Annotated in this window: 16 protein-coding genes; 10 read left to right on the top strand and 6 right to left on the bottom strand. The window is 53.4% G+C overall.

Annotated features, from left to right (window positions below; all coding sequences use genetic code 11):
• Positions 1 to 107 precede the first annotated feature (107 nt).
• From WKJ04_RS16055 to WKJ04_RS16045, 3 genes are all read left to right on the top strand, one after another.
• Positions 108 to 998: a DMT family transporter gene (locus WKJ04_RS16055; RefSeq protein ID WP_337881343.1), complete on the top strand. Its 891-nt coding sequence runs from the start codon at positions 108 to 110 to the stop codon at positions 996 to 998.
• 110 nt (positions 999 to 1,108) lie between these two features.
• Positions 1,109 to 2,713 carry an ABC-F family ATPase gene (locus WKJ04_RS16050; protein ID WP_337881342.1) on the top strand — a complete coding sequence of 535 codons (1,605 nt, stop codon included), beginning with the start codon at positions 1,109 to 1,111 and terminating at the stop codon, positions 2,711 to 2,713.
• A 128-nt stretch (positions 2,714 to 2,841) separates the two neighbouring features.
• Positions 2,842 to 3,309 carry a Dps family protein gene (locus tag WKJ04_RS16045; protein WP_337843193.1) on the top strand — a complete coding sequence of 156 codons (468 nt, stop codon included), beginning with the start codon at positions 2,842 to 2,844 and terminating at the stop codon, positions 3,307 to 3,309.
• A 59-nt stretch (positions 3,310 to 3,368) separates the two neighbouring features.
• Here the strand turns inward: WKJ04_RS16045 and WKJ04_RS16040 are convergent, their stop codons facing one another.
• The gene (locus WKJ04_RS16040) at positions 3,369 to 5,660 is read right to left on the bottom strand and encodes a TonB-dependent receptor (protein WP_337881341.1); all 2,292 of its coding nucleotides are present in this window, start codon (positions 5,658 to 5,660) and stop codon (positions 3,369 to 3,371) included.
• Between the two features lie 239 nt (positions 5,661 to 5,899).
• Between WKJ04_RS16040 and WKJ04_RS16035 the strand changes: the two genes are divergently transcribed.
• Together WKJ04_RS16035 and WKJ04_RS16030 are read left to right on the top strand one after the other, a co-directional pair.
• Positions 5,900 to 7,147, top strand: coding sequence for an AraC family transcriptional regulator (locus WKJ04_RS16035; protein WP_337881340.1), 1,248 nt, complete (start codon positions 5,900 to 5,902; stop codon positions 7,145 to 7,147).
• A gap of 36 nt (positions 7,148 to 7,183) precedes the next feature.
• Complete coding sequence (locus WKJ04_RS16030) at positions 7,184 to 8,644, top strand: M20 family peptidase (RefSeq protein WP_337881339.1); 1,461 nt, start codon at positions 7,184 to 7,186, stop codon at positions 8,642 to 8,644.
• A gap of 34 nt (positions 8,645 to 8,678) precedes the next feature.
• On the opposite strand, the gene WKJ04_RS16025 is transcribed toward WKJ04_RS16030, so the two are convergent.
• Entirely contained in the window at positions 8,679 to 10,985 is a 2,307-nt protein-coding gene (locus tag WKJ04_RS16025) for a methyl-accepting chemotaxis protein (RefSeq protein ID WP_337881338.1), read from the bottom strand.
• Between the two features lie 176 nt (positions 10,986 to 11,161).
• On the opposite strand from WKJ04_RS16025, the gene WKJ04_RS16020 reads away from it, so the two are divergent.
• Both WKJ04_RS16020 and WKJ04_RS16015 read left to right on the top strand, forming a co-directional pair.
• A complete protein-coding gene (locus WKJ04_RS16020; protein WP_337881337.1) occupies positions 11,162 to 12,016 on the top strand; it encodes an MBL fold metallo-hydrolase in 855 nt (284 codons plus the stop codon).
• Positions 12,013 to 12,573, top strand: coding sequence for a dienelactone hydrolase family protein (locus tag WKJ04_RS16015; RefSeq protein ID WP_337881336.1), 561 nt, complete (start codon positions 12,013 to 12,015; stop codon positions 12,571 to 12,573). Before WKJ04_RS16020 ends, WKJ04_RS16015 begins: the two co-directional genes overlap by 4 nt.
• A 45-nt stretch (positions 12,574 to 12,618) precedes the next feature.
• Here WKJ04_RS16015 and WKJ04_RS16010 read toward each other — a convergent pair whose 3' ends face one another.
• The 4 genes from WKJ04_RS16010 to WKJ04_RS15995 form a co-directional block, all read right to left on the bottom strand.
• Entirely contained in the window at positions 12,619 to 13,422 is an 804-nt protein-coding gene (locus WKJ04_RS16010) for a DUF1338 domain-containing protein (protein WP_337881335.1), read from the bottom strand.
• An 84-nt stretch (positions 13,423 to 13,506) separates the two neighbouring features.
• On the bottom strand, positions 13,507 to 14,967 hold the full coding sequence (gene astD / locus WKJ04_RS16005) for a succinylglutamate-semialdehyde dehydrogenase (protein ID WP_337881334.1): 1,461 nt from the start codon (positions 14,965 to 14,967) through the stop codon (positions 13,507 to 13,509).
• The gene (gene astA, locus WKJ04_RS16000; RefSeq protein WP_337881333.1) at positions 14,967 to 15,998 is read right to left on the bottom strand and encodes an arginine N-succinyltransferase; all 1,032 of its coding nucleotides are present in this window, start codon (positions 15,996 to 15,998) and stop codon (positions 14,967 to 14,969) included. Before astA ends, astD begins: the two co-directional genes overlap by 1 nt.
• A gap of 57 nt (positions 15,999 to 16,055) precedes the next feature.
• The gene (locus WKJ04_RS15995; RefSeq protein ID WP_337881332.1) at positions 16,056 to 17,264 is read right to left on the bottom strand and encodes an aspartate aminotransferase family protein; all 1,209 of its coding nucleotides are present in this window, start codon (positions 17,262 to 17,264) and stop codon (positions 16,056 to 16,058) included.
• Positions 17,265 to 17,406: 142 nt separating this feature from the next.
• On the opposite strand from WKJ04_RS15995, the gene WKJ04_RS15990 reads away from it, so the two are divergent.
• The 3 genes from WKJ04_RS15990 to WKJ04_RS15980 all read left to right on the top strand — a co-directional run bounded on the left by WKJ04_RS15990 (position 17,407) and on the right by WKJ04_RS15980 (position 20,348).
• Positions 17,407 to 17,835 carry an Lrp/AsnC family transcriptional regulator gene (locus WKJ04_RS15990; protein WP_337881331.1) on the top strand — a complete coding sequence of 143 codons (429 nt, stop codon included), beginning with the start codon at positions 17,407 to 17,409 and terminating at the stop codon, positions 17,833 to 17,835.
• Between the two features lie 156 nt (positions 17,836 to 17,991).
• On the top strand, positions 17,992 to 19,677 hold the full coding sequence (locus WKJ04_RS15985; RefSeq protein WP_337881330.1) for an NAD-dependent malic enzyme: 1,686 nt from the start codon (positions 17,992 to 17,994) through the stop codon (positions 19,675 to 19,677).
• 122 nt (positions 19,678 to 19,799) lie between these two features.
• Positions 19,800 to 20,348 (top strand): hypothetical protein, encoded by a 549-nt coding sequence (locus WKJ04_RS15980; protein ID WP_337881329.1) that lies wholly within the window; start codon positions 19,800 to 19,802, stop codon positions 20,346 to 20,348.
• The last annotated feature ends 418 nt before the right edge of the window (positions 20,349 to 20,766 follow it).

Here is a 20,766-nt window from a genome sequence, read left to right as displayed (position 1 = left end):
CAGTTTGGCAACCTCTTTGCGTAACTGTCCTGATTGTCATGGTGTTGAATTCACTATAGTGCCAGCTTTACGCCAAAGTCCAGCAGCAACGAGTACAGGGGGCAGAGATGAGTGTTCAGGTCGGGTCGCAGGTCGTCTCCAACGACAAAATTAAAGGCTGGTGTTATGGCATGGCCGGTGTGTTGATGTTTTCTGGTGGCATTCCTGCGACCCGGGTTGCGGTATTGAGCCTGCACCCGGTGTTTGTCGGTTCAGCCCGCGCCTTCATTGCGGCCCTGCTGGCCTTGCTGCTGTTATGGCTGACGCGCCAGCCGCTGCCAGACCGCAGGCAGTTGCAGGCGCTGGGCGGCGTGGTGATTGGCGCCGCACTTGGTTATCCACTGTTGTCCGCAGTTGCGCTGCAGCAAATGGAAGCCAACCACGGCACGCTGGTCAGCAGTGTGATGCCCCTGTTTACTGCTGTCTTTGGGGCCTGGCTGACCAAAAACTGGCCAAGAGCAGGTTTTTGGTGTTGCGCCCTGACAGGCACAGGCCTGGTGACAGGCTATGCACTCTATAGTGGTGACGGCCGTTTACATCTGGCTGATCTGTATTTGCTTGGGGCTTGTCTGCTCTGCGGTTACAGCTACGCCAAAGGTGCAGTGCTCGCCAGGCAGCTGGGGAGCTGGCAGGTGATCTGTTGGGCCCTGGTGATGGGTATGCCGCTCCTGCTGCCCATGGTCTGGTGGCATTTTCCGCAGAATGTGGCCGGAGTCAGCCCCTCAGGCTGGCTGGGGCTGGCTTATTTATCCATCTTCAGTATGTTTTTAGGCTTTTTTGCCTGGTACAAAGGCCTGGCGCTGGCCGGTATTGCCGAAGTCAGCCAGCTACAACTGCTGACACCTTTTATTGCCTTGTTTTTGTCTGCCGTCATGCTGCATGAAAGGGTTTCAGCAACGCAGCTGGCTCTGGCGGGGGCCGTGGTGGCTACCATAGCGCTGGGGCGTCGGCTGGCCTGAGAGATAGCCTGTGACAGCGGGCATTTCTGCTGGTCGGACACAGAAAAAAAGCGTATAGTAGCGCGCTTTTTGCCGGGCTGAGCCGGCGTTTAACCAGAGTGAGGCCGACTGTGATTTCCACCGCTAATATCACCATGCAATTTGGCGCTAAGCCGCTGTTTGAAAATATTTCTGTGAAGTTTGGTGGTGGCAACCGTTATGGCCTGATTGGTGCCAATGGTTGTGGCAAGTCCACCTTTATGAAAATTCTGAGCCGCGAGCTGGAGCCAAGCGCAGGAAATGTGTCGGTGGAGCCGAATTTCCGTGTGGCCAAACTGCATCAGGACCAGTTCGCTTTTGAAGAATTCAGCGTGATTGACACTGTGATTATGGGCCACGCCGAGCTGTGGGCGGTGAAGGCTGAACGTGACGCCATTTATGCCAAGCCGGATATGAGCGAAGAGGATGGTCTGCGGGTGGCGGATCTGGAAGTGGCTTACGGCGAAATGGACGGCTACAGCGCCGAGTCCCGTGCCGGCGAATTGCTGCTGGGTGTCGGTATTCCGCTGGAGCAGCATTACGGCCCTATGTCGGCCGTGGCGCCGGGCTGGAAACTGCGGGTGCTGCTGGCGCAGGTACTGTTTGCCGATCCGGACATTATGCTGTTGGACGAACCAACCAACAACCTGGACATTCTGACCATTCGCTGGCTGGAAAACGTGCTGGCGGAACGCAACAGCACCATGATCATTATTTCGCACGACCGTCACTTCTTAAACTCGGTTTGTACTCATATGGCCGATTTAGATTACGGTGAGCTGCGGGTGTATCCGGGCAACTACGACGAATACATGCTGGCGGCCACCCAGGCCCGTGAACGCCTGCTGTCCGACAACGCCAAGAAAAAAGCCCAGATTGCGGAGCTGCAGACCTTCGTGGCCCGTTTCTCGGCCAATGCCTCCAAGGCCCGTCAGGCCACGTCGCGCGCCAAACAGATTGATAAAATCAAACTGGATGAAGTGAAAGCGTCCAGCCGGGTCAATCCCTTTATCCGTTTTGAGCAGCAAAAGCAGCTGTACCGTCTGGCGCTGGAAGTCACGGATCTGGTGAAAAACTACGGCGAGCATCAGGTGCTGAAGAACCTGAACCTGATGATTGAAGTGGGCGAAAAGGTGGCCATTCTCGGCACCAACGGTATTGGTAAAACGACCTTACTGAAATGCCTGGTGGGCGATGAGCCCGTCAGCGGCGGTACAGTGAAATGGTCAGAAAACGTCAATATCGGCTACTACGCCCAGGACCATGCCCATGAGTTTGAAGCAGACATGAGTCTGTTTGACTGGATGAGCCAGTGGAAACAACCGTCGGACGACGAGCAGGCCATTCGCGGCATTCTGGGCCGTCTGTTGTTTTCGCAGGATGAAATCAAGAAGTCGGTGAAGGTACTGTCGGGCGGTGAAAAAGGCCGCATGTTATTTGGCAAGTTAATGCTGCAACGGCCAAATATCCTGATCATGGATGAACCAACCAACCACCTGGATATGGAATCCATTGAATCGCTGAATATGGCACTGGATATGTTTAAAGGCACCTTGCTGTTTGTCAGCCATGACCGCGAGTTTGTGTCGTCACTGGCCAGCCGTATTGTGGAGATCACTGACAAAGAGGTGCGTAACTTTGTCGGCAGCTACGACGATTATCTGGCGCAGCAGGACGCATTGCAGCAAGGTCGTTAACAGCACAAAGCGCACTGCAAAGGCCCGGATTATTCCGGGCTTTTTTGTTTTACCACAAGGCTTTGGTTTGAGAAGCCAAAGCCCCATATGGTACTGTAATGCCAGACTTACCAGAAAGGAGTAACAGGATGAATATCAATATCGGTATTGAAGAAAACGATCGCAAAGCCATTGCTCAGGGCCTGGCAACCTTGCTGGCAGATACCTACACCCTGTATCTGAAAACTCACAATTACCACTGGAACGTCACAGGCCCAATGTTCCAGACCCTGCATTTATTGTTTGAAACTCAGTACACCGAGCTGTCAGCGGCGGTCGACCTGATTGCCGAGCGGATCCGCGCTTTAGGTGAGTTTGCCCCTGGTTCTTACAAAGAGTTCGCCAAGCTGACCAGTATTCAGGAAGCGGATGGAATTCCAACCGCAGTGGATATGATCAAAGATTTGGTCAAAGGCCAGGAAGCGCTGGCCAGAACGGCACGCTCTATAGTGCCGGTCGCCGATAAAGCCTCAGATGAACCCACGCTGGACTTACTGACCCAACGCATGCAAGTGCATGAAAAAAACGCCTGGATGTTACGCAGCCTGTTAGGCTAAGTTTCCGCTCCGCCGATCGCATCCATCAACAAGGGCCGGAATTCCGGCCCTTTTGGTTGTCAGTAGAAATGGTAACTGAAGGAGACGCCATAGGTGCGTGGTGGGCCGTACACGCTGGTGCTGAAGTTCAGATCCGAGGTGGCTTTGTCGGTCTGATACACCAGGTATTCGCGGTCGAGCAGGTTCTTCGCCCACAGCGCCACTTCAATACGGCCGTCGTCCGACACCAGTCCCAGCTGGCTATTGACCAGCAGGTTGCTGCCCAGCTGAGTGGCGGCCAGGTTGCGTGACTCGGAATACATCGCACTGCGGTAGCTGGAATCAATGGCCCAATAAGGCGCCCAGCTGCCCAGTTGCGGCAATTCGAGATGGGAGGCCAGCGTCACAGTCCATTTGGCAGAACCCGGCAGCTGATTGCCCGAACAGTCGTCGACGGCATGGCAGTTGCTGAACTCGTCAAAGTGGGCGTCGGCGTAACCCAGACTGGATTTCACGCTCCAGTTTGACGCCAGCTTCAGCGTCAGCTCAGCTTCCAGCCCCTGACTGGTTGCACTGGGGCCGTTGACGATTTGGTTGACACCATTATCGTCCACCACCAGGGTCTGAATATCCTGATAGTCCAGGTAAAAGGCGGCCAGGTTCAGCCGGGCCCGGCGCTGCCACAGGTCCGTCTTGGCGCCAAATTCATAACTCAGTACCTGTTCACGGCCAAACCCAATCTGCGGCTTGGTAATATCGCCGCCCACAGAGGCCGCTGACTGAGGCCGGAAGCTATAGCCGCCTTCTTTAAAGCCTTTCGCCACTTTGCCGTAAAAATGCAAATCGGCATTCAGGCTGTAATTCAGCCCTGTGGTCCAGGATAAAAAGTCATCGCTCTGGCTTTGCCGGGTCAGTGGAATATCGACATAGTTCAGCAGATAAAAGCCGGGCAAGCTGGTTTCGTAGCCTCCCTGACTAAACTGCATGTCTTTGTCTACGGTGGAGTAGCGCAGGCCGGCAAAGGCGGTCAGTTGCTCTGTCAGGTCCTGTGTCAGGTTGGTAAAAAACGCCGAACTCTGGGTTTGCACCTGGCCGTCAATCTCGACACCCGAATTGGCCGGTAACGCGAAACTGGTCGGGTAGGGGGCGGTTAAGCCGGTGGGAATGCCCCGGATGCCCGTCGGGCTGAAAAAACGCTGCAGGTTGACCGCGTCGTTATCCAGGTAGTACAGGCCTGCCACGTAACGAAAACTGCTGTCTGTCGGTGAAATCAGCTGAAATTCCTGAGTGAACTGCTGGTTATTTTCCGATTCTATGCTGCTGGACAGTCGCAGCGACGTGCCGTCCGCGTCATTGGCCAATAAGGAATCATAAACTTTGCGGGCGCTAATCGATTTAAACTCATGGCCGCTGCCAAAGCGATAACTTAAGGTGGCGTCCGTGCCCCAATGGTCGCGAAGGCCATAGGCGTCTTCTTTATTGGCTTTAACCTGATCAGCGCCGTCCACCAACTGATCCGCAATTGCCTGCTGCTGGCTCAGCACCCCAATGTAACCAAGCCCTGCGGCATAGTCGGTCAGTTTCCGGGCTGGTGGTGTGCTGGTATCTTTCAGCCAGTCCGCGCTGATATCCAGGGTGAGCTGGCTGTCCGGGGTGAATCTGAGTTGAACCCTGCCACCGTCACGGTCATCGTCAAAAAAACGGTTATTTTCCGCCTGATTGTCCTGATAGCCGTCACGCGTTACTGTAAAACCGGAAATGCTGGCCGCCAGTACACCATCCACCAGGCCGCCACTGACATACGCATTGGCTTTTTTCAGGCCATAATTGCCGGCATCCAGTTTGAGCTTGGCTTCGCTATCTCCACTGGGTTTTTTGGTGGTAATGCTGACCACCCCCAGGTTGGTGTTCTGACCAAATAAGGTGCCTTGCGGACCACGCAGCACTTCCACCTGCTCAATATTGCTCAGCTCCTGGTTAAAACCTGTAGGCCTTGAATACACCACACCGTCAATATAAATACCAAGACCTGGGCTGGCGCCTGAGTTAAATACGCCGTTAGGGTTGGAAGGAATACCACGCAGATTCACTGTGGTGGTAAAAGCCGACATCACACTCATCGACAGGTTCGGTACTGAGAATTGTAAATCCTGCAGATTCTGCAAGTTACCCCGTTCCAGTTCTTTACCACTGAGCACAGAGAGTGCCAGGGGCACTTCCTGCATATTTTCACCACGCTTTTGCGCTGTGACCATAATACGTTCGACTTCCAGCTCAGTCTGATTGTCCTGAGCCACCGCCTGGTGGACTGCCAGACTGAGTGGCAGCAGGGCCAGGGACCATCGGCCGGCTTTTAACATCTGATGTTGCATTCTTTCTTCCTCTGGTAGTTTTGTGTTGCCGCTTCGGATGGCGGTTGGCAATGACCCGCTATGGGGTGTTTCTGTTTAACCAGACCAGGGGGGAAACCGCATCCGGCTTTGCAAATCCGGAAAAACAGGGCCATTTAGTCGTGGATAAGGCTTGGTTTGCCTATTGCGGCTTTGCAAATAAATACCCTATAGTCGGTGAGGACCGACCAGTTGGTGGAACAAGGAATAGGGAGATTTGTATGACCCAATGGCTGTATCAGCCGTTGCAGCTGCATACCGTCAGCCTGATGTTGATGGGATTGTTAGTGACCGCTGTGATGTTGTATGTCGTGCTCTGGTCTTTGTGGCGCCAGAATAAAGCGGCTCTGGGCTGGTTTGGGGCTTTATCCACAGTCTGTGCTGTGCTGGCATTGTTTTATCTGGTGCAGTATGAAAAGCCGGAGTGGCGTCAGCAGCTTTATACCCTGGTGTCGCTGCAGATGTGGCTTGGGCCCATGTTGTATTTCTTTACCCTGAAAATGGTCATGCCTGCGCAGCCATTGCCCCGGCTCTGGTGGTTACATCTGTTGCCCGCTATGTGCCTGGCTTTGCTTTGGTGGCTTCAGTGGCCAGCACCATACAGCAACCCCAGCCTCTGGTCCTGCATTGAGGACTTCAGTTGTAACCAGAGTTATGCCGACCGCTGGTTGCACCGGCTCAGTGCCTGGTTGTCTATTGGGTTTTACAGCGGTATTTCTTTACAGCAGTTACGCAGGCACCGTCAGCGACTGATGCAGCAGCACTCAGACCTTGACCGTATACAGCTGCAGTGGTTGCGTTTGTTGTGCCAGGTGTTTATTGCTGCTGTGCTGTTGTCCTTTGGTTCTGAGTTGCTGGTATTGGCTGGTTTTCCTTTATACATCAGTGGCGCCGGCATTCAGGCATTGGCACCACTGCTGTCAGTGTTTATGCTGAGTTACTTCGGACTGCGCCAGTTGCCGTTGCAGTTAAACACGCAGTCTGGTGTTGGGTTGACTGAAACCGCAGCAAATGTCCAACCGGCACCATCGCCGGAACGTAAATACCAGACCAGCAGCCTGACCAGGCAGGCGGCGGAACAGTTATGGCATGAACTTACGGAGTTCATGCACAGCCAGAAACCTTATCTGGAAGCCGGTTTAAAAATAGCAGAGCTGGCGCAGCAGCTCGACCAAACCCCACACCATGTATCTGAGACCATCAATGGTCATGCCGGGCTGAGCTTTTATGACTTCATTAACAACTATCGGGTCGATGAAGCGGCACGTTTGTTATTGAATAAGAAATATGACCATTGGTCAGTCACCGACGTCGGTTTCCAGTCTGGTTTTAATTCCAATTCCACCTTCTTCGCCCAGTTTAAAAAGCGCATGCGACAAACGCCCAGGCAATTCCGCGAACAACGGCAGCAGGTAGCCGCTTCGTGTGATTTTGCAAAGCCGGAAGATCAGCGGTGGCCACAGAGCTAAAAATCGGCTGTTAATTCTCAATAGACAAGGGTTGTTATGACACTCAAACAAATTTTCACCGCAGCGCTTTTGGGCTTGAGCCTGCTCGTTGCGGTGTTGTTGTACCGTACTTTAACGTTGACCTTGCCGGATTGGCCTGTGCCGGAGGCCAGCAAGGTTCAGCCAGATCCCGCTCAGTTAGCTGCAAACCTGTCCAAAGCGGTGCAGTTTAAGACCATCTCGTTTGATCATGGCGTGGTGGATAAAGCCGCTTTTAACGGTTTTGTTGCCTTTTTGGCCGAAACCTACCCGGCGCTGCACCAACAGGCCGGTCTGGTCCGGTTAAATGACTACACGCTGTTGTATCACTTGAAAGGCCGGGATCGCAGCCGCAAAGCCGTGCTGTGGTCAGCACATTACGACGTGGTACCTGTGATCCCCGGTACAGAAAAGAAATGGCGTCATTCACCTTTTGCCGGGATCATTGCGGAGGGTTACATCTGGGGCCGCGGCACTATGGATGACAAAGGCTCAGCTATTGCAATGCTGGAGGCTGTCAGCTGGTTATTGCAGCAAGGGCAGTTGCCAGACCATGATTTGTACCTGGCGTTGACCCATGATGAAGAAATTGGCAGTACCAAAGGCTCTCAGGCTGTTGCTGACTGGTTTAAGCAACAGCAGATCCCTCTGGCCTGGAGCCTGGATGAAGGTTCGTTTGTGCTGGATGGTATGGTGCCCGGCATCAGCCAAAAAGTGGCCAGCATTAATATTGCTGAGAAAGGCTACCTGAATGTGGAGCTGGTGGCGTCCGCTGCCGGTGGCCACAGTTCTATGCCTCCAGCGGAGACCGCAGTGACCAGTCTGGCACAAGCCTTACTGAAGCTGAAGGAGCACCAGTTGCCAGCCAGTCTGGACGGCTTACCGCTGCAGTTTTACCAGCGTCTGGCGCCGGCAATGGGCTTTACCCAACGTCTGTTGGTTGCTAACAACTGGTTGTTTGGCCCCTTGATTGAAGCCGAATTAGCAACGATGCCTGCGGGGAATGCCATGCTGCGCACCACTTACGCACCAACCATGCTGTCGGGCAGTGTCAAATCCAATGTGCTGCCGATTGAAGCCAGGGCGACAGTGAATTTGCGTATTCATCCGCGTGACACTGTTGAAGCCGTGATAGCGCATCTGGAGCGGGTGATTGCGGACCCACGTATCCGGCTGGTGGCAGAGCGGGGAATGGAAGCGTCCCCGGTCAGTGCTACAGATAACGCGGCGTTCAGGTTATTGGAGCAGGTCAGCCGTAAAGTCCATGGGGATGTACTGACCGTGCCGGGGCTGACTCTTGGCGCGACCGACAGCCGCTTTTACAGTGACATTGCAGAGGCCAATTACCGGTACGCACCTATGGTGGTCACGCCTCAGGATCTGACCGGCTTTCATGGGACAGACGAGCGCATTAGCCAGGACAATCTGGTGAAAGCTGTGCAGTTCTACGCCGAATTGTTACTGGCCACGACTGAATAAACTAAAGCTAAGGGGGCGCGCTGCCCCCGTTGATTTAAACCCGGAAGGTGCGGGTGCTTTCCAGCATTTGCACGGCCAGACGCTCCTGCGAGGTGGCGGTATGGTACAACTCATTCATTGACGCCACTGTGTGTTCAGCGGCTTGTTTGACCGCCGTCAGTTTGGCGCGCAGGCGTTGATTGGCCTGGTACTGGGCTTCGCCATTGCTGGCTACCTCTGCACTCTGTTGCCCGACGGAGCCAATCAGGCTGCGAATTTGCGACAGGGCGCCCAGAGCTTTTTCCGACCCTTGCAGGCATTGTTCGGCACTTTCCCGCTCTTTGGCCAAATCCAGTGCGGTTTCATCCACAGTGCTCATCAGGCGGCGTAACATCTGCTGAATTTCCGCTGTTGCATGTTGGGTGCTGCCGGATAAATGCCGCACTTCGTCGGCCACCACCGCAAAACCACGGCCATGTTCACCGGCGCGGGCCGCTTCAATGGCGGCGTTCAGCGCCAGCAGGTTGGTTTGTTCTGAAATGCCTTTGATGGTGTCCAGCACCGACACAATGGCTGTTGCTGCGTCGCGCAACGCCGACATACTCTGACTGGAATTGCTCACCTGACCCGACAGCTGGCGAATGTTCAGTGCCACCTGTTCAATGTCTTCATAACCTTGTTCAGCCTGTTCTGCAGCGTGGCTGGCTTGCTGAGCGGACCGGCGCAACACCTCAGCAGATTGCTGCAGCTGGCGGTCCAGCTGTTCACTTTGTTGCTCCAGCAACTGCATATCTGCACCTTGTCGCTCCGCTGCTTCTTTGCACAGCTGGCTGATTTGCAGGTTCTGGCTGGCGGCTGACGCTGTTTGTTCGGTGGCACTGCTGATCCGGCTGATTAAATCACGGAACGAGCGGAACAGGCTGGTCATGGCGCTGCTGATGGCGCCAATTTCATCGCCAGAGCGGTGGGCAAACTGCACTGTTAAATCGTGCTGCTGTGCTGCATCGTCAATCTGCTGGTGCAGCCGCTGCAGTGGGCTGGCAAAACGACGGGCCGCCACATACACCAGCCACATCACGACTAACCCCAACACAAGTACTGCCAGAGTGCTGCTGAGGATCAGGGACCAGCGGATATCCGACACAGCCGCATAACTTTCGTCGCTGTCCTGCTGCACCAACAAGGCATACTGATGTGTGCCAATCTGCAGGGGGGTCCAGCTTTTCAGCACCGCTTTGCCACGGTAATCTGTCACCTCGGCAATACCAGACTGGCCTTGCAGTGCCAGTTCAGCTTCGGCCGAATCCAGTGTATTGATGCCACCCAGACCATAAGGTCCGGCCTGAAACTGCGGATTTTGCTGTAAAAATTCGCTTGGGTTTTCCAGATAGGGCCGCAGCTCGGTGACCAGTTTACGCTCGTCATTGATTAAATACAGGTCACCGCTTTGGCCTAAACCCAGCTCAGCCCATTTCTGACCGGCGGTCATCAGTTGGGTAAAACGGCTGACCGGGTACTGCGCCACCAGAAATCCGGACAACTGATCCTGACTGCCCGGCGCCATCACAGGCACCGCCAGCCACAGTACCTGCTGCAACAAAGACCCCGGGTAGGCCGAAATGGCCGAGATTTGCAGGCCTGCTTTGGGTGTTTTTTGCATGCGGCTGAGTAATGATGCCAACTCTGTTTTGGCAAAAGGCCCTTGTTGTAAATTGCTGGCAAACAGCGGCCCTTTCGTGACGTTGTAAATCACATTGAGATTGGCGGCGTCCACCAGCATTAAATCCTGATAGCCGTAGCGTTGCTGAATTTCCAGAAAACTGTGGTGGTACTTGCGGTGCTGCTGGCCGTAAACAGAGCCATCACTGCGGTCGTCCAATAAATACTGTTGCCCCAGCGGTTTGTCGTTGGTTACCACGTAATACTGCTGCAGCAACAGGTTTTCCAGCTTGCTCTGTTCCAGGTAGGTGTCCAGTGCAAAAGGCTGCCCCTGAGTTTGTTGCTGGTAGTACGGCTGATACTTTTGCCGATACCAGTCGCCAACCTGTTGTTTCAGCGCATCGAGTGAGGGGGCCTGCACCTCATAACGGTACGAGACAAAAGGGTTTTTAAACGCGTACAGAGCGTCCTGAGTCAGACGGTTGTTCGCCATGGCACTGAGTAATTGTGTCTGGCTGTCCAGTTCCTGCGTCAATAAACTGTGGCGGCCTGAGGTTAAGGCGAGAAACTGCTGTTCTGTCGCTTTTTTCAGTGCTGTGGAGCTTTCTGATAAGGCCAGAATCCCACTCAGGGTGGCCGACACCATGACAGCCGACACCACCAGCACCCCAGCCCCAAGGGTTAATTTACGTGCGATATTCATACTACTCCGGCACAGTTTTTGGAAAGGCGACCGCATTTTGGAGTGGTTACGTTAAATTTTTATGACATATAGATGGAGTTTGGATGTTTATAAATAGCTTCATGGAATAACCTTATGCTTTTCAGGTCTATTTGATTTTTGCTACTCTGCAGAAAACTCGGTGGAGGACCTTACCTATGTTGATGCTTGAGCATGCGTTTGACCCGGACAGCAATACCTACAGTTACCTGATTTGGGACAGTAGCAGCCGACAGGCCGCTATTATTGACCCTGTGCTGGAGTTTGATTCACCTTCAGGCCGCACCGCCCACAAGATGGCGGATCACTGGGTTGAACGGGTGCAGGCATTGCAGCTTCAGCTGCAGTTGTTGCTGGAAACTCATGTGCATGCCGACCACTTGTCGGCCTCGCCTTACCTCAAAGCAAAACTGGGTGGCCGTATTGCCATAGGCAAACGCATCAGTGAAGTGCAGCAGATTTTTGTACCGCTGTTTAATGCCACTGATGTGACGCCGGATGGCCGTTGCTTTGATCTGCTGCTGGACGACAACCAGGTGTTGCCGCTGGGCGAGCTGAGCATTCAGGTGTTATTTACCCCAGGCCATACGCCGGCTTGTGTCAGTTACCTGGTGGCCGATGCGGTTTTTGTCGGTGATACGCTCTTTATGCCGGATTATGGTTCGGCCCGTTGTGATTTCCCCGGCGGTGATGCCGCCACTTTGTACCAGTCCGTGCAGCGGCTGTTTGCTTTGCCTGACAGCACCCGGATGTTTTTATGCCACGACTACCAAGCGCCGGGCCGTACTGAATTCAGTTATGAAACCACTGTGGCTGCACAAAAAGCGCAGAATATTCATTTAAAACAAGGCACCACCCAGGCACAGTTTGTGGAAATGCGGCAAAACCGCGATAAAACGCTGAGTATGCCCAAGCTGATGTTGCCGTCGGTGCAGGTGAATATGAGAGCAGGGCAGTTTCCACCGGCTGAAGATGGAAAAGTCTATCTGAAACTGCCGGTTAACTTGTTATGAGCTTGTGGGTGCTGACCGATATTTTCGGTGATCAGCCAGCGCTGCGACAATCGCTGGACACACTGACTGAGGCTTATCAGGTTGTGCAGCCTTATGCGTGTCAGATGCCGGCGTTTGCCGATGAACAGGCCGCCTATCAGGCTTTTTTGGCTGCAGGGGGCATGGCCGCTTACAGCCACAAGCTGCATTTGTTGCTGCAGCAAAGTTCCACCGACGTGACGTTATTGGGGTTTAGTGCTGGTGCCAGCGCGGCCTGGGTTTGTGCGGCAGAAAAACAACTCCCGATCAAAGCTGTTTTAGGCCTGTATGGTGGGCAGATCCGCGATTATGTTCAGTTGCAGCCAGAATGCCCGGTAAGCCTGGTATTTTGCCAGCAGGAACCGCATTTCTCCATGCCCCAGCTGCTGGCCCAACTGCAGGGGAAAGCCAATTTGAGCGTCCGCACTGTCGGGCAGCCCCATGGCTTTGTAAACCCATTGTCTGCCAATTATCAGGCTCAGGCGGCGGCTGAGTTTTGGTCGTTTGCCAGAAGCTGGTTATGTGAAGCCGACCAATAAAAAGCCCCGGTACTGGACCAGGGCTGTGTTCAGGCAAGCCAGGACTTAACGCACATTGGTGCTTTCGAAGATTTTATCGGCAGAGGCCGCAACAAAACCGCCATACAGCTGGCCGTTGGCCATAGGGTAACGGCGGGCAAATTCGTAGAAGCAGCTTGGAATGTTGCGGCTGCCGTCAGTAAAGTGCACCGGCGCTTCGTCGGCCAGCGTGGACGACTGTTCCAGCAGCACCTCTGGCGTACCTTTGATTTCACCACCTGAGGTGTTCAGCGCAAAGCCGGCGTCTTTCAGTGCCTGATTGACTGACTCCAGAGTTTCGAAGTTGCTCAGCGCATTGACGCTGACGGTGAAATGGTTGGCACGGTAACCCCAGACTGACATCCAGGCGGCGTATTCACTTTCCGCCAGCAGGGTTTCGTAACTGGCCTGGTCGATTTGCCAGTGACGGCCTGAATACAGGAAGTTATCGGCAGTCACAGCCTCTGCCGGGATCTGATCCACCAGCTGACGCACTATGGCCTGCAGCTCTGGTGAGCATTTTTCCAACAGCAATTCAGAAATAAACACCTTAGGTAAGCTTGGGTCCTGGTGCTCATAGTGTTTGGCGTACAGCTTTTTCGCTTCGAAGTGGTATTCACCACCTTCGGTGTACCCCAGTGCCAGGAAATGGGCGGCCAGTTTGTCCAGGCCCACTTTGTCGATATTAAAAGTACGCAGCGCAATATGGTCGTTAATCACGTCATCTTGTTGGGTAGAACCCAGAATTTGATGGATTTTTTCCGCTGATGGCGTCACGTCCAGGTAGTTTTGCCACAGGTTGTCAAACAGGTCTTTTACGTTGCTATGCATAGTAGTGGTCCGGGTAAAATGGTTGTTTTATCTCGGCAGCAGTGTACTGAATTGCTGCCCTGTTTTATTGATCCAAATCCAAAATTACAGCGATAAACCAGGGCTTAAGCTGGCTGGCAAACTGACAGCTTCGGCTTCCACCGATGCCACAGGGTAAGCACAATAATCCGCCGCATAATAGGCACTGGCTCTGTGGTTGCCGCTGGCACCAATACCACCAAAAGGTGCGGCACTGGAGGCACCGGTAATAGGCTTATTCCAGTTCACAATGCCGGCACGGATACGGCTGAAAAACAGCTGGTAATGCTCGGCCGAGTCGGCCAGCAAGCCGGCCGACAAGCCATACCGGGTGGCATTGGCCAGTTCAATGGCCTGTTCAAAACTGTCATAACGGTACAGTTTCAGCAGGGGGCCGAAATGTTCTTCATCGGCAATACCATCTACAGCCGTCACATCCACAATGCCTGGGCGGACAAAAGCACCATCGGCGCTCAGTTCCACCAGCACTTTGCCCCCCAGCGCCACCAGTTGCTGTTGAGCTTTGACCATAGCGGCGGCGGCTTTTTCGGAAATCATGCTGCCATAAAACGGCTGAGGTTCGGCCATAGGGTCGCCCACCACAATGCTGTTGATCGCCGCAATCAGTTCAGCCAGAATTTGGTCGCCATTGGGCGTCTTGGGTAAAAACAATTTACGGGCACAGGTACAGCGCTGGCCTGAGCTTAAAAAGGCCGACTGAATGATGTCATGCACAGCAGCTTTGGTATTGGCAACGTCGTTCACCAGCAGCGGGTTGTTGCCGCCCATTTCCAGCGCCAGAATTTTACCGGGCTGGCCGGCAAACTGTTGGTGCAGCAGGTGCCCTGTGTTGGAGCTGCCGGTGAAAAACAAACCGTCCAGCTGCGGGTGGCTTGCCAGCGCTTTGCCGGTCGCCACTTCGCCTTGCAGCAACGTAATGACGCCTGCCGGAATGCCGGCCTGCTCCCACAGTTTGACTGTCAGTTCTGCCACCATAGGGGTGAGTTCCGACGGTTTAAATACCACCACATTACCGGCAATCAGTGCCGGCACCAGATGCCCGTTCGGCAGGTGGCCAGGGAAGTTATAGGGGCCAAACACCGCGACCACGCCATGAGGTTTATGGCGGATAACAGCTTTGGCGCCTGGCATTGGGTTTTCCACTGTGCCGGTGCGCTCGCTGTGGGCGCGTTTGGAGATGGCAATTTTGCCAATCATGGCGGCCACTTCGGTGCGGCTTTCCCACAGGGCTTTGCCCGTTTCTTCCGCAATGGCACGAGCCATACGTTCGCTGTTGTCGTGCAGCAACTGGGCAAAAGCTTCCACCACAGTCAGACGCTGCTCCAGCGACTGGGCTGACCAGAGGTAAAAGGCCTGGCGGGCCGCCGCCAGTGCCATGTCAACCTGGTGTTCCGAAGCGGCCTGGCCTTGCCAGATGACTGTATTGGTCGCCGGATTGTTGGAGCTGAAGGCCTGACCTTCGCCAGTCAGCCACTGGCCAGCTATGTATTGAATAGGGGCTGTCATCATTCTGTTACCTTATCCAGCGGCAGGAAACGCACGTCATCGCCGGTTTGAACCTGCAGGGCTTCTGCCAGTTCCGGGCTGATCAGCAGTTCCTGCGCGTCATTAAGTGCTGCCTCTTTGCTGAATACAGCACGGAAGTTTTCGGTGGCGCTGTTGCAAATAGCCAGGGTAGGTCCGCCTGTGACAGCTTGCACCCGAACTTTCGCTTTTTGGCTTTGTTGCACCGACTGCACCTGGCGCAGCTGGCATTCCACAGTCGGGCCAGCGTCAAATAAATCAACATAACCGCGGTGGAAAAAGCCTTCGTTTTCCAGCAGTTTCAGTGCAGGTTTAGTCTGCTGATGCACTTCACCTATCACCTGTTGCGCCGTTTCCGGCAACAAGCTGACGTAAATAGGGTGACGTGGCATTAAATCAGCAATAAAGCCTTTGTTGCCAACGCCAATCAGGTAATCGGCGGTTGGAAAATCGATGCTGAAAAAATAAGATTGCAGCCATTTCCAGAATGGCGGTAAGCCGGTTTCATCGGCCACGCCACGCATCTCAGCGATCACCAGTTTGGAGAACCGCTGCATATGCTCGGCCATAAATAAAAACCGCACCTTGGACAGGAAACGGCCATTCAGGCCCTGGCGGTAAGGGTCGCGCAGGTACAAGGTGCAAATTTCGCTGACGCCGGTGTAATCATTACACATGGTCAGAATTTCCACCTGTTTGAACACGTTCAGCTCGTTCGAGTGGTGCACCACTGTGCTTTTATGAAAATGGTACAGCGGCGTTTGCAGACCGACCGAGGCTTCGATGCCGGAGGTGCCGACAATTTCACCTGTACTGGTGTCTTCCAGTACAAAGAGGTAACCCTGGTCGCCTGGGCTGTCGATGGCGGCCGCAAAACTTTGTTCTGACCGCGTAATTTTTGCTTTCAGTTTCTGCTCATTGACCGGCAATGAGGTAAAACCTGCGCCAGATTCTTCAGCAATCTGCATCAGCACAGGATAATCCGATTGTCGGATAGGGCGGATCACTAACATAAGCGCGTTTAATTCCTGCAAAGGCGGGGAGAACCCGCCTTGTGATCAATAGTCAGCTCAGGCCTTGGCGACCAGTTTGGCAATGGCTTTGTCCAGCAGTGCCATGCCCTGATGAATATCTTCTTCCGGGATCACCAACGATGGCGCCATCCGCACCACGTTAGGCCCAGCCACCAGCATCAGCAGGCCTTCGTCGGCTGCTGCCAGCATAAAGTCACGGGCTTTGCCCTGGTACTTTTCATTCAGCGCAAAACCAAGCAGTAAGCCCTGACCGCGGATTTCGGTGAAGATAGTGTATTTGGCATTCAGCGCCTGCAGGTGTTCACGGAACACCGCCTCGCGCTCTTTCACGCCTTGCAGTACCGCAGGGCTGTTGACTGTATTGAAAGCCGCCAGACCGACGGCACAGGCCAGCGGGTTGCCGCCGTAAGTCGACCCATGGGTGCCGACGACCAGGTGTTTGGCAATGGCCGTGGTGGTCAGCATGGCACCAATAGGGAAACCACCCCCCAGCGCTTTGGCTGTGGTCAGAATGTCCGGCGTGACGCCCAGGCCCATATAGGCATAAAGCTCACCAGTACGACCGACACCCGACTGCACTTCATCAAAAATCAGCAGGGCCTTGTGCTGGTCGCACAGCTCACGTACGCCCTGAATAAAGTCCGCTGTTGGCGTAATAATACCGCCTTCACCTTGCAGCGGCTCCAGCATCACTGCACAGGTGTTGTCGTTAATCAGCGCTTTGACGCTGTCCAGGTTGTTGTATTCGGCATGCACTATGTCGGCTGGCTTAGGACCAAAGCCGTCGGAGTAGGCCGGTTGCCCACCCACTGTGACCGTGAAGAAAGTACGGCCATGAAAACCTTGTTTAAAAGCGATGATTTGGCTTTTATGCTCGCCAAATTCGTTTTTGGCAAAGCGACGGGCCAGTTTCAGCGCCGCTTCGTTGGCTTCGGCACCTGAGTTGGCGAAATAGACTTTTTCAGCAAACGTAGCGTCTACCAGCGCTTTGGCCAGCAATAACGCCGGTTCGTTGGTCATGGTGTTGGACAAATGCCACAGCTTGTCAGCCTGTTCTTTTAAGGCAGACACCAGCGCCGGATGACAATGGCCCAGGCAGTTCACCGCTATACCACCGGCAAAATCGATGTATTCGCGACCGTTCTGGTCCCACAAGCGTGACCCCTGGCCTTTGACCGGGATCATTGGCGCTGGCGCGTAGTTGGGCACCATCACTTCATCAAACAAACTTCTGCTGACTTGCATTTTGTATTCCTTAAGTACAGGCGGCAGGGGCCGCATTTTGACCAGTTCCTTTCATTATATTGGCCGAACTTACCAAAGTGCAGTATCATTCTTGGCATAATTATCACGTAAATTTGTCAAATTGACGGAGAAAATTGTCAAAATGATAACTGAAGAAGACGAACGTTTACTTTCTATTCTGCGCAGCAACGCCCGCGCCAGCATCTCGGACCTGGCGCGGGTGCTGAATCTGTCCCGCAGCACAGTGCAAAACCGCATGCAGCGGCTGGAACAAAGCGGCGTGATCCAGGGCTATGTATTGCAGTATGGCAGCGCCTATTTAAGCTCGTTGGTGTCGGCCCATGTGTCGATTAAAGTGAAGCAGAAGCTGACCACCAAAACCAACGTAGAGCTGAAACAAATACCGCAAATTTCGGAACTTTACGCCATTAGCGGCGAATATGACCTGATTGCCGTATTGCAGGCACAAAACACGGCTCAGCTCAGCCAGTTGCTGGATGATATTGGTAATCTGGAAGGTGTGGAGCGCACGGACTCCGCGGTGATCCTGGAAACTAAATTTAAGCGTTAAGCTGGGTCTGGACAGACTAAACAGCTCTGACCAGAGGTAAAAAGTCGTCAAATAACCACAGTTTAGCCGCCATCAGCTTGCTCAGGCTGACTGAGCTGTTATGATCGCCGCCAATTTCCGTCCGCAGTCTCTACTGCGCCATAACGAGTAGTGAACATGAGCAACAAGCCTTCTTTGTATACTTATTATGCTGGCCCGGCTTTATTAGAAACGCCGTTACTGAACAAAGGCAGTGCCTTCACCAAAGAAGAGCGTATTGCTTTTAACCTGATTGGGTTGTTACCTCCGCGTTATGAAACCATTGAGCAGCAAATGGAACGTGCCTATATGCAGTACTCCAGTTTTGCGGAGCCAATCAACAAGCACATTTACCTGCGCAACATTCAGGACAAAAACGAAACGCTGTTTTACCGCCTGGTGCAGCAAAATCTGGAAGAAATGCTGCCTATTATCTACACCCCGACAGTGGGGGATGCCTGTGAGCGTTTCTCTGCCATTTACCGCAGTGCCCGTGGCATTTTCGTGTCGTACAACGAACGTGAATACATGGACGATATTCTGCGTAGCGTTACCAAATCTAAAGTGAAAGTGATAGTAGTGACCGACGGTGAGCGCGTGCTGGGCCTGGGCGATCAGGGCGTGGGGGGTATGGGTATTTCCATTGGTAAGCTGTCGCTGTACACCGCCTGTGGTGGCATCAGCCCGGCTTATACCTTGCCAGTAACGCTGGATGTGGGCACCAACAACGAAAAACTGCTGAATGACCCGGTGTATATGGGGTCGAAGCATAAACGTATTACCGGCGAAGAATACGAACAATTCATTGACGCCTTTATGAAAGCCGTCAAACGCCGCTGGCCGGAAGCCATGGTGCAGTTTGAAGACTTTGCCCAGCCAAACGCCATGCCTATTCTGAAGCGTTACCGTGACACTTATTGCTGCTTTAACGACGATATTCAGGGCACAGCCTCTGTGACTGTAGGTTCTTTGCTGGCCGCCTGTCGCAGCAAAGGCGTGGCGCTGTCCAGCCAAAAAGTAGTGTTTGTTGGCGCAGGCTCGGCCGGTTGTGGTATTGCGGAGCAGGTGATCCAGCAGATGGTGGTGGAAGGCCTGGATGAAGCCACAGCCCGCAGCCAGATCTATATGGTGGACCGTTTTGGCCTGTTGACAGAAGGCATGCCCGACCTGCGTGACTTCCAGCAAGCCCTGGTGCAGAAAAAATCGGCCGTGGCCGACTGGAGCTACAGCGGCGACTACGCGTCACTGCGTGATGTGATGAACTGCGCCAAACCGGATATTCTGATTGGTGTGTCCGGTGTGCCGGGTTTATTTACCGAAGCGGTGATCAGCGCGATGAAAAAGCACTGCGAGTTGCCGATTATTTTCCCGTTAAGCAACCCGTCACGTCAGGTGGAAGCCACGCCAGAGCAGGTGATTAAATGGACGGAAGGCAAAGTGATTATTGCCACCGGCAGCCCGTTTAAGCCAGTAACCTACAAAGGCAAAACCTACCCAATTGCCCAGTGCAACAACAGCTATATCTTCCCTGGCATTGGCCTGGGTGTAATTGCCGTAAAAGCCCGTTTGATCAGCGATGAAATGCTGCGCGCGGCCAGCGAAACTCTGGCGGCGGCGTCGCCATTGGCCAATACAGGGCAGGGTGGCTTACTGCCGCCACTGTCTGAGCTTTCAGCCTTGTCCAAACAAATTGCCTTTGAAGTGGCCAAAGTGGCCATGGCGCAGGGGCTGGCGCTGGAAATCAGCGATGAAGAGCTGCAACAACGTATTGAAAAGAACTTCTGGAAACCAGAGTACCGCAGCTACAAGCGGATCAGCCGTTAATTAATTTTCAATATAAATCAATAAGAAGCCGGATTTTTCCGGCTTTTTTTATTGCAGTTCCCAACTATTTGGCCGCTGGCAGCGACTTAAAGTTATCTTTGCAGCTAAACCGGAGCGACCCCATGAACACGTACCCCCTTATCTTCACTTTTGTACTGACCACAGCCACAGTACTGGCGGCTTGCAGCAGTGCCAACGCCGACAATACAGTAGCCCAGAGCAACCAGCTGGCCTTTATCAAAGATTGCAACGTTGTGAAGCAACGCGCCATGACCCAGGAAGAGCTGGCCGCGCATCAGCAGTTAGAAGCGATGAGCGACGATATGAAAGACTTCGAACTGCCGATGAAAGATTTTGAGGCCGCCATGAAAAAGCACGAACTTGCGATGAAACAATTGGGTGAACCCGTGGTGGAACACAAAGACGGCAAAATAGTGATCGACCAAAGCAAAATCGCCCAGCAGCAACTGATTGCCAGCGACATAGAAAAACTGGTGGCACAGTACCAGCCAGACATCGATCAGTTAAGCGAACAAGGCCAGAAAATTGGCCAGGCCGCTGACCGCTTCACCGGGCTGATTCGCGCCGCCGAACCTGGCCTGGATTACGACAATATTCAGGTACTGGACGACAAAAACAGTCAAATTCATTGCGGCGTTTATACACTTTAAGCAGCAATAACCAATAGAGATATTTGGTTTCAGAGTTTGCTGTAAAAAACAAAAGCCCTGCAGCGATACGGGGCTTTGTTTCAAAATGAAACAAGGGTGCGCTATTCTATGCGCACACCCTGCGGGGCTGGTCGGAGCAAAAAACAAAGTTATCTAACCAGAAACTAAGAAGGTTTACTAAGTAGCATTGAAGAGTGCTCAACTGCGTTTTTTAGCAATAGTGCATAAGCAAAAAGGTAATCGACGTATTTAACGTAGACGTCAGTATAAAATTGGACAGGCCCATGTCTAAGTCCTGGATATTCAATTAAAACAATCTTGTTTGAAAAAACGAAATTACTAATAAGTAGACGATGTTTTTGACGAGAGTGTAAAAAAATCTGTGTAAGTGGCATTCTACCTATGTATTTGAAAGGAC

The sequence above is a fragment of the Rheinheimera sp. genome (genome assembly GCF_037442345.1).
GTDB lineage: Bacteria > Pseudomonadota > Gammaproteobacteria > Enterobacterales > Alteromonadaceae > Pararheinheimera.
Note: the sequence above shows the minus strand (reverse complement) of the source record. Positions and strands in the feature narration are given on the sequence as shown.

Coding starts and splice junctions, on each gene's coding strand:
- WKJ04_RS15995 (WP_337881332.1), bottom strand. CDS start 17,264: ATGCAAGTCAGCAGAAGTTTGTTTGATGAAGTGATGGTGCCCAACTAC.
- WKJ04_RS16040 (WP_337881341.1), bottom strand. CDS start 5,660: ATGCAACATCAGATGTTAAAAGCCGGCCGATGGTCCCTGGCCCTGCTG.
- WKJ04_RS16010 (WP_337881335.1), bottom strand. CDS start 13,422: ATGCATAGCAACGTAAAAGACCTGTTTGACAACCTGTGGCAAAACTAC.
- WKJ04_RS16055 (WP_337881343.1), top strand. CDS start 108: ATGAGTGTTCAGGTCGGGTCGCAGGTCGTCTCCAACGACAAAATTAAA.
- WKJ04_RS15985 (WP_337881330.1), top strand. CDS start 17,992: ATGAGCAACAAGCCTTCTTTGTATACTTATTATGCTGGCCCGGCTTTA.
- WKJ04_RS16015 (WP_337881336.1), top strand. CDS start 12,013: ATGAGCTTGTGGGTGCTGACCGATATTTTCGGTGATCAGCCAGCGCTG.
- WKJ04_RS16020 (WP_337881337.1), top strand. CDS start 11,162: ATGTTGATGCTTGAGCATGCGTTTGACCCGGACAGCAATACCTACAGT.
- astA (WP_337881333.1), bottom strand. CDS start 15,998: ATGTTAGTGATCCGCCCTATCCGACAATCGGATTATCCTGTGCTGATG.
- WKJ04_RS15980 (WP_337881329.1), top strand. CDS start 19,800: ATGAACACGTACCCCCTTATCTTCACTTTTGTACTGACCACAGCCACA.
- WKJ04_RS15990 (WP_337881331.1), top strand. CDS start 17,407: ATGATAACTGAAGAAGACGAACGTTTACTTTCTATTCTGCGCAGCAAC.
- WKJ04_RS16030 (WP_337881339.1), top strand. CDS start 7,184: ATGACACTCAAACAAATTTTCACCGCAGCGCTTTTGGGCTTGAGCCTG.
- WKJ04_RS16045 (WP_337843193.1), top strand. CDS start 2,842: ATGAATATCAATATCGGTATTGAAGAAAACGATCGCAAAGCCATTGCT.
- astD (WP_337881334.1), bottom strand. CDS start 14,967: ATGACAGCCCCTATTCAATACATAGCTGGCCAGTGGCTGACTGGCGAA.
- WKJ04_RS16035 (WP_337881340.1), top strand. CDS start 5,900: ATGACCCAATGGCTGTATCAGCCGTTGCAGCTGCATACCGTCAGCCTG.
- WKJ04_RS16025 (WP_337881338.1), bottom strand. CDS start 10,985: ATGAATATCGCACGTAAATTAACCCTTGGGGCTGGGGTGCTGGTGGTG.